This window comes from Segetibacter koreensis DSM 18137 (genome assembly GCF_000374045.1).
GTDB classification, from domain to species: Bacteria; Bacteroidota; Bacteroidia; order Chitinophagales; family Chitinophagaceae; genus Segetibacter; species Segetibacter koreensis.
Map to the genome: position 1 here is coordinate 397,019 of NZ_KB893315.1, position 6,938 is coordinate 403,956.

The 6,938-nt window shown below is 36.8% G+C and carries 6 protein-coding genes and 1 pseudogene; 2 read left to right on the top strand and 5 right to left on the bottom strand.

The genetic code is table 11. The features are described from left to right. Nucleotides 1-10 precede the first annotated feature (10 nt). From B154_RS0104310 to B154_RS0104325, 3 genes are all read right to left on the bottom strand, one after another. Nucleotides 11-1,273, bottom strand: a complete 1,263-nt coding sequence (locus tag B154_RS0104310) for a relaxase/mobilization nuclease domain-containing protein (RefSeq protein WP_018612091.1) — start codon at nucleotides 1,271-1,273, stop codon at nucleotides 11-13. Continuing rightward, on the bottom strand, nucleotides 1,258-1,743 hold the full coding sequence (locus B154_RS0104315) for a plasmid mobilization protein (protein ID WP_018612092.1): 486 nt from the start codon (nucleotides 1,741-1,743) through the stop codon (nucleotides 1,258-1,260). The genes B154_RS0104310 and B154_RS0104315 overlap by 16 nt, the downstream gene beginning before the upstream one ends. Nucleotides 1,744-2,323: 580 nt before the next feature. Further along, a complete protein-coding gene (locus tag B154_RS0104325) occupies nucleotides 2,324-2,542 on the bottom strand; it encodes a helix-turn-helix domain-containing protein (RefSeq protein WP_026259953.1) in 219 nt (72 codons plus the stop codon). Nucleotides 2,543-2,628: 86 nt separating this feature from the next. Here B154_RS0104325 and B154_RS0104330 point away from each other — a divergent pair, with 86 nt between their 5' ends. Then, nucleotides 2,629-3,339 carry a hypothetical protein gene (locus tag B154_RS0104330; RefSeq protein WP_018612095.1) on the top strand — a complete coding sequence of 237 codons (711 nt, stop codon included), beginning with the start codon at nucleotides 2,629-2,631 and terminating at the stop codon, nucleotides 3,337-3,339. Nucleotides 3,340-3,552: 213 nt separating this feature from the next. Here B154_RS0104330 and ligD read toward each other — a convergent pair whose 3' ends face one another. Continuing rightward, nucleotides 3,553-6,189: a DNA ligase D gene (ligD, locus tag B154_RS0104335; protein ID WP_018612096.1), complete on the bottom strand. Its 2,637-nt coding sequence runs from the start codon at nucleotides 6,187-6,189 to the stop codon at nucleotides 3,553-3,555. Between the two features lie 70 nt (nucleotides 6,190-6,259). Between ligD and B154_RS0104340 the strand changes: the two genes are divergently transcribed. Further along, a complete protein-coding gene (locus tag B154_RS0104340) occupies nucleotides 6,260-6,475 on the top strand; it encodes a hypothetical protein (protein WP_018612097.1) in 216 nt (71 codons plus the stop codon). Between the two features lie 247 nt (nucleotides 6,476-6,722). Here B154_RS0104340 and B154_RS33290 read toward each other — a convergent pair. Further along, nucleotides 6,723-6,938: pseudogene (locus tag B154_RS33290) on the bottom strand (IS1595-like element ISBaba1 family transposase); the annotation flags it as partial.

A 6,938-nucleotide genomic window follows, 5' to 3' on the forward strand; every position in this document is an offset into this window, starting at 1 on the left:
GACAATTGCATTAAGAATGTGAACGCTGTTTCTTTTTCTTGGGCTTTTGATTTTGGTTTAATTCAAAAGGCATTTGATCATTTTGGGTAGAAGACTTGAGAAGTGCTCCAAAAACTTTCGAGGCTCCCTGTACAAAGGGATTGGCAGGAGATACATGCTTATCTGCAGCTTCCTGATCTGATTTCTCGGAATAACGTTCCTTGATGGCTGACTGAAATGATTGCAATATCCCGCATCTGTTCATAATACCCTTGGCACTGTATTCTTTTCCAATATCACTGCCATTAAAAACAGCTTTTGTTTGATGATCAATATATGTAAGGCCATAAACCAGTCCATCTTCGTTTTGCCTAACTACAGTTGCTATTTTTTCTCTTTCAAGCAATTTTATAAAGTCATTTAATGTCCGGGGAGGCTTTACCAGTATCCAATCAATCGATGTTTTTACTCTTTTTAAATCCGGTTTTCTCTTTACCTCATTTGCGTTAAATTTCTCTTCGAGATGAGTAAGTGTTGGTGTGCTGTAAATGGAGCTTGCTTTGATTGGAATACCCACTTTGCTTCCCTTTTCATCTAAAATCCTGTACACAATTCCTCCTTTTTTAAAAGTTGTTGAAACTTCTTTCCCTCTATCTGCAACTACGTTGTATTGTTTTAAGACCGCGTTTAGTTCAGCTATAGAAGTGTATTTATAAGTATTTAATACGGCATCTAATACGTTAGTTATAGCCCGTTTAGTTTCAGACTTGCCGTAAATCACTTTTTGTATATTGACCGGTTTTATTTGTTGGCTAGCTAGCTTGTTTTTGCCTGAAGCAATAACCAAATTAAATTCTAATTCAATTTCTTTGCGGGCTTTCTCTGATTGGTTTCGTCCAATGTTAAAAGTGTCTATCCGACTACCATCATTTTTAATTGAGGTGGTAACAATATGTAAATGAGGATGAGCTGCATCATGGTGTTGGTAGACAAGGTAAGGTTGATCGGAAAAACCTATTCGTTCCATATAGTGAGAGGCTATCTCAACTAACTTATCTTTACTCAGTCTGTCAGATAGATCAAAATTGAGAGAAATGTGTAGACTGTTTGTTTTAGCTTCATTTAAAGAAATTAACGTATTGAACCTTTTCTGTTTTTGATAGAAATTCAGGTCATTCACATCACGCAATAAATTATCTGCGTAAATACACTCCGCCACTCCCTTCTGAACTTTTTGTTCGTTATAGTTAAGCGCACGAACAATGCTTGTCGGTGTTTTTATTTTTGCAACCATTGTTCATGCAGTTGAATAATTCGGCATTTAATTTCTTCAATTTTCCTGAATAACGATTGCTTACTGACTTCGTTAAGCAATACCCAGGCTTTCATTTCATTAACCTGATCTAAAGTATGCAGACGTTTTACTGACTGGTTAAAGTTGTTTCCAATAGCATTAAGTTCATTTTTTAGCTTAACCATCTCTGCCAAAAATTCATCTGCTGATTGGTTCCTGTAGGTAAAAACGAGGGGTTTACTCAAAGAAGTTTTACGAATGTACTCACTTAGTTTGCGGCAAGTACTTACGAGAAATTTCTTTTGTACCTGGTTATATTCTTCGGGTTTAAAACGTATTGTTACCCTTAAGTTAGGATTAGATTTTATTTCCGCTTTCATTTTCTCTCTCAGTTTAACTTTAAAAAATCGTTGAATGTCTTTGTCTTTTCCACCTCCGAGTTCCGAGGCAAAAGGGGAAAGATTTCCCAATTGTCGGACAATTGAACATCTTGCCAGTTGCAGACACAGCAACTTAATTCTCTAAAATGCCACGAATCACAAACCTTTTTTAATAATTTTTTAAAGACTTTTTGCTTTAATACACCAAGACTTATTAAACTATTTTTTGAAACCATTCTTCTAAAACTTTTATGCTTTTGTCCGTTCATTCTAATAAATCCAGTAATTAATATTTCTGAAGAAATAAGAAATGAGGAAATTGGAAAAGTAATTTGCAGCAGTGGAATTTGAAAATATTTGGGTTCATATAAAGTGAAAATTTGTCAGAGTGCGATTGGAGAATCACAATAATGCTGTTGAAATTATTTTTAGCTGCCAATACACATTTCTTGTACTTTTTGCTAATTTGATACTTGTTACAAAAGTTAATTCTGAATTTCATAGTACCTCAATTTTCTTTAACACTTTTCAGATTATTTCAATTGTAAATGTAAGTAGTGGAACAGGCTTTAAACAAGATATTCAATTATTGAACAGGTAATGATAATGCGAGTGCAGCAATAGGTAACACGCAAGAATTACCCAATTGAGGGAATTAGATATTTACAATTTAGTCGAAATTGAGCAACTCTTTGGTAGGAATATTAAGTGCTTTTGCAACTTCCCAGAGATAATAAGCTGTCGGATTCATGCCTCCCTTTTCCAGTCGTTGAATACTTTGCCTGTCTTTATCGCACTTCTCCGCAAGCTGAGTTTGGTTTAACCCTGCTTCTTTTCGCTTATTGGCAATATGCTTGCCTAGTTTAGCAAGATATTCTGATTTGGTCACAACGCAAGGTTGGAAATAAATATTAGTTTGATGACAACAGATACGTTGCTTTTGCTTACCTTTAGTCTGCACTAAAAATATATTTTATGAAACGGCTTATCTTGTTTCTTATTGTATTAATCGTATTAACGGGTTGTAAGCGGACAGAGTTAAAACGTCAAATATTTTTAAATGCTGTTGAAACGCAAAGCCAGGAAATGTTGAGTAACGTTGGACCAATGTTCAAACGGTTTAAGGATTCACTGGATTTAACTCATACGAAAATGATTGTTGCGGCAGAGGGTATTAAAATTTACATGGTTAGGTTCAAGAGCAACGGCAACCGAATTTATGCAGTAAGCAGCTTCGGGCAGGAGGTCCTGTATTCTGGAATGATGCAGCCAGATGGACGCAATGGGAGGATGGCAGTTCTGAAGAATGGAGAGGCCGTCCTCATAACTGTCTCTAACGGTGTAGCTGTGATTGACGATTTAGATCGTAAGCAATGGAAGTATTATTTTACAGCACAGTATCACGGAGGACACGGTTTTTGTCAAAGGATGGCGGGTGAAAGTTTTTCCAACTGTTATAAAGCTGAAGCGGATGAATTTTGTGATTCCTTTATCTCTTGTATAGCAGTCGACACTCAGCCGCTTGTAGTGATTGTGATAGCAATTGCATGCACTTGTAAGGCTAAACCCTATCCTTCTTTACATTTAGTGGATTCTGCCGATTTTTTACTTGGTTCCGGCATAGACTCTATATTACATTTAAATAAAGACAGTTTATTGGCTTTACCCTTAGATACATTACAATGAAAAAGAAGTATGGACTTTATACACTGTTAGCTTCGTTCTTAATAACAACTCTGGGAAGCATTTTGAAAATACGGCACAGTGACTTATCAGATACATTCCTTGTCATCGGAGTTATTTCGTTTCTTATTGGTATGGCAATAATAATTTACGAGCTACTAAAAAGACAATTTCATTAAATTTTCAACGTGACAACCTAATCTTTACAAAAACTGGCTAAGAATTTTGGTGTTGGCGGTCGCTATCTTTTTTATCGCATACCTTTTCAAACAAGTCTCCCTTTTGCTCCAGTCTTTTAAAAATTGTATTTATATCAAATTTCAATGGATCGAGTTTGTCATTTATCTCTTTCCAGAGTAAGGGTGTAGAAACCGAAGGATGATGAAATGGACGAACTGAATAAGGGGCGGCCACCGTATCCGCTTCGTCATTTTGGTTTGGATCTATATACAATTTATTTCCACGCTTAGCAATTGCTACCTCTGTTGTCGTTATACCTGGCATCAGTAGCTGAACTTCTTCGCAAATATGTTCAGCTATTTTTCGCGCTTCAGGAAAGGAAAAGCCTTCACATGGAACATATAAATGAATACCTGTTTTACCAGAAGTTTTAGGAAAGGCTTTTAACTTGTTTGCATCAAAAAATTGTTTTGCTGCAGTAGCCGTTTCAATCGCCTTTTTAAAGTCTTCATCTGATGGGTCGAGGTCAATGATTACAAAGTCAGGTTGTTGATAACTGTTGGTACTGGAGGTCCATGGGTTGATATCAACGCAACCCAGGTTTACCATGTACAATAAAGTTGCTTCATTATTGCATACAAGATAATCAATCTCACTTCTTTTGCCTTTTTTCTTATGCTTCCTTGGTGTGCTAAATATATCGGCCCATTCAGGTTGCCTTCCTTCCATGTCTTTTATATAAAGCCCGGGAGCGCCTGCATTAATGTTCTTTATATGGAGCGACTGTGGCCTGTCTTTTAAATAAGGCAAAATATAAGGTGCGATATTGTGATAGTAAATGATGAGCTCACTTTTGGTGACATTGCTCCAAAGTTGTTTTCCAATATTAGTGATCGTAACGTCCTTCCCTTCGATATTAAATATCTCTTTGCTCGTAATTGTTTCATTTTCTATAATAGGCCAATTGCTATCTTCAGCGCTTTCAATGATTTTCGGCTTTGCAAGCGTTTTCGATGTTGGTTTTTCTTTTTCCAGATCCGGTTCCGGCATTTCTTTTATAATCTTCTCTTCATCATTTGCAGATAATGGTACTTCGCGTACCACTTCTTTCGGATCTTTATCGTCCCTGAAACCTAGAAAAATAGCCGGTTTTCTTATTTTTCCGCTTGCTGTCCACGTAGCAAACTTAAAAATGCCTACCAATTTCGGCTCAACCCAATGAGAAGGTGTGTCGTGATCCACCTCGTCAACAAACGCTTTCTTTTTGATCTCTAACGGTTGTAGCCTGTCCATCACTTCATCCATTACTTTATCCTGGAAACCGCTTCCGGAATGACCCACAAACTTTAATTCTCCATTTTCATAAGCGCCAAAGACGATTGACCGGAAAGGCCTTCCATTCTCGCTTTCTGTCCAGCCTCCAATTACAAATTCCTGCCGTATTTCAGTCGGAAGTTTTAGCCAATCTTTTACCCGCTTTCCCGGTTGGTATTTGCTGTCTTTTCTTTTAGCGACTATTCCTTCAAGTTGCATCGCTTTTATTTGCTCAAACAATGCTTCGCCATCTTCAAAATCATCACTATATTTTATGACGTCATTTTCCGGTATTATTTGTTTAAGTAATGTTTTACGGTCGGTTAATTTTAGTCCTGTAACGTCATAACCATCTACCCATAAAACGTCGAAGAGATAATAGGTTACTGCCATTCCTTCCCGATACTTTTGTAGGAGGTCAAAATTCGGTCTTCCTTTGTCATCAAGGACCACCAATTCACCATCAACTACTGCATCGTAGGAGATGGATTTCAGTGCTTCTACAACCGCGGGATAATATTTTGAATAATTTAAGCGGGCTCGAGTAAAAAGATTAACGGCATCATTGTTTTTAATAGCAATTATCCTGTACCCATCCAATTTCACTTCGTAAGTCCAATCAGGATTATTAAAAGGTTCTTTAATAAGGGTGCAATTCATTGCCTCAACCCTTTCAGGCATTGGTGCCTGGGTACCTTGTTGTAAAATCCCGATATCCAAACCTTTTGTTTCAGCAGTTTTTTCTTTAACTGCACGGCTACTTTGCCATTTTTTCGACTCTGGATTTTCTGCCATTTCTTCTACAGTCAATCCGGATACAACTGACTTATTCTTTTTTGTTACATCTGACTTTGATGCTGACTTGTCTTTTACCTTCAATAGGTACCATGATTTTTCATCACGTTCCGCATCCTTTATCAATGCGAACTGACCGTTTAGTTTTTTCCCATGCAGGTTAAATAACATTCCTCCTTTGAAGAACTGCCCCATTAATGAATGCTCCTGGGCTTTTTTGTCATCCTTATCCACTTGGGGTGTTTCATAAGTTCCCTCGTCCCAAATAATAACAGTTCCACCCCCGTATTGTCCTTTTGGAATGATCCCTTCAAAATCTTTATAATCATAAGGATGATCTTCCGTAATCATTGCAAGGCGTTTTTCGTCCGGATTTAGTGAGGGGCCTTTAGGAACTGCCCAACTTTTCAAAACACCTTTTAGTTCAAGGCTGAAGTCGTAATGCAGATGGGATGCAGCATGCTTTTGGACAACAAAATGAAGTTTGTTATCAATAATTTCCCCGCCTGTCGGCTCAGGTGTTTTATCAAATCTTCTTTTCTTTTTGTATTCTTCAAGAGGCATAAAAACATTAATTCTAATCTTATGCCAGCGGGGATAAAATTTGAATGGCTATTTTAAAAACGCCCAGTATATGAAATTTGATAACGAACAGGACGGTGAACTTGACATTAATAAATTAATTGAAGTTGCACAAAATGTTATTCATGATCCCCAAATAGGTTTTGCCGCCGGAATTTCCCAACCAGTTCAACAAATAGTTACTAAATACGGGGATGTCTATGACTTGACTGTAGATTTACGATTACATGACGAACTCAACTTTCCCAAATATAAAGGCGATAATTAAGGACTGTTCTAGTTCAAATATTAACGATAGGTGCGGGTTGCTATTTCATCAAAATTGATGTAAGTATGATAGCTTTTAATAGTATTCATTCCCGTAAATAAATAGTCTACGTACCTTTTTATCGTCAATAAAAAGTTAAGGTATTTTAGTTATCCCCTGCGCCAACTTCTTTCTCCAGCAGCATTTGTTCAAACTTATCTTTTTCAGTAGATTGTTAGCAGTTAAAGTGTTGGAAGTAGGCATTTAGCTACTCCAATTTCAATTGTTTAATAAAAATTGGTTGAGTATTAATCATTCTGCCAGTTATGTTGTGAAAAATCTCTTCTATTGAATTACTTTGATTAAACCTGTAGCAAAATTCGTCCAGGTAGGGCTGTAAATTTCTAACACTATGATGTATACCTCTAAGCCAACCTTTAATCATCATTACTTGGCGATGGAAAAGTTTGAAGTTTTGTTTGGG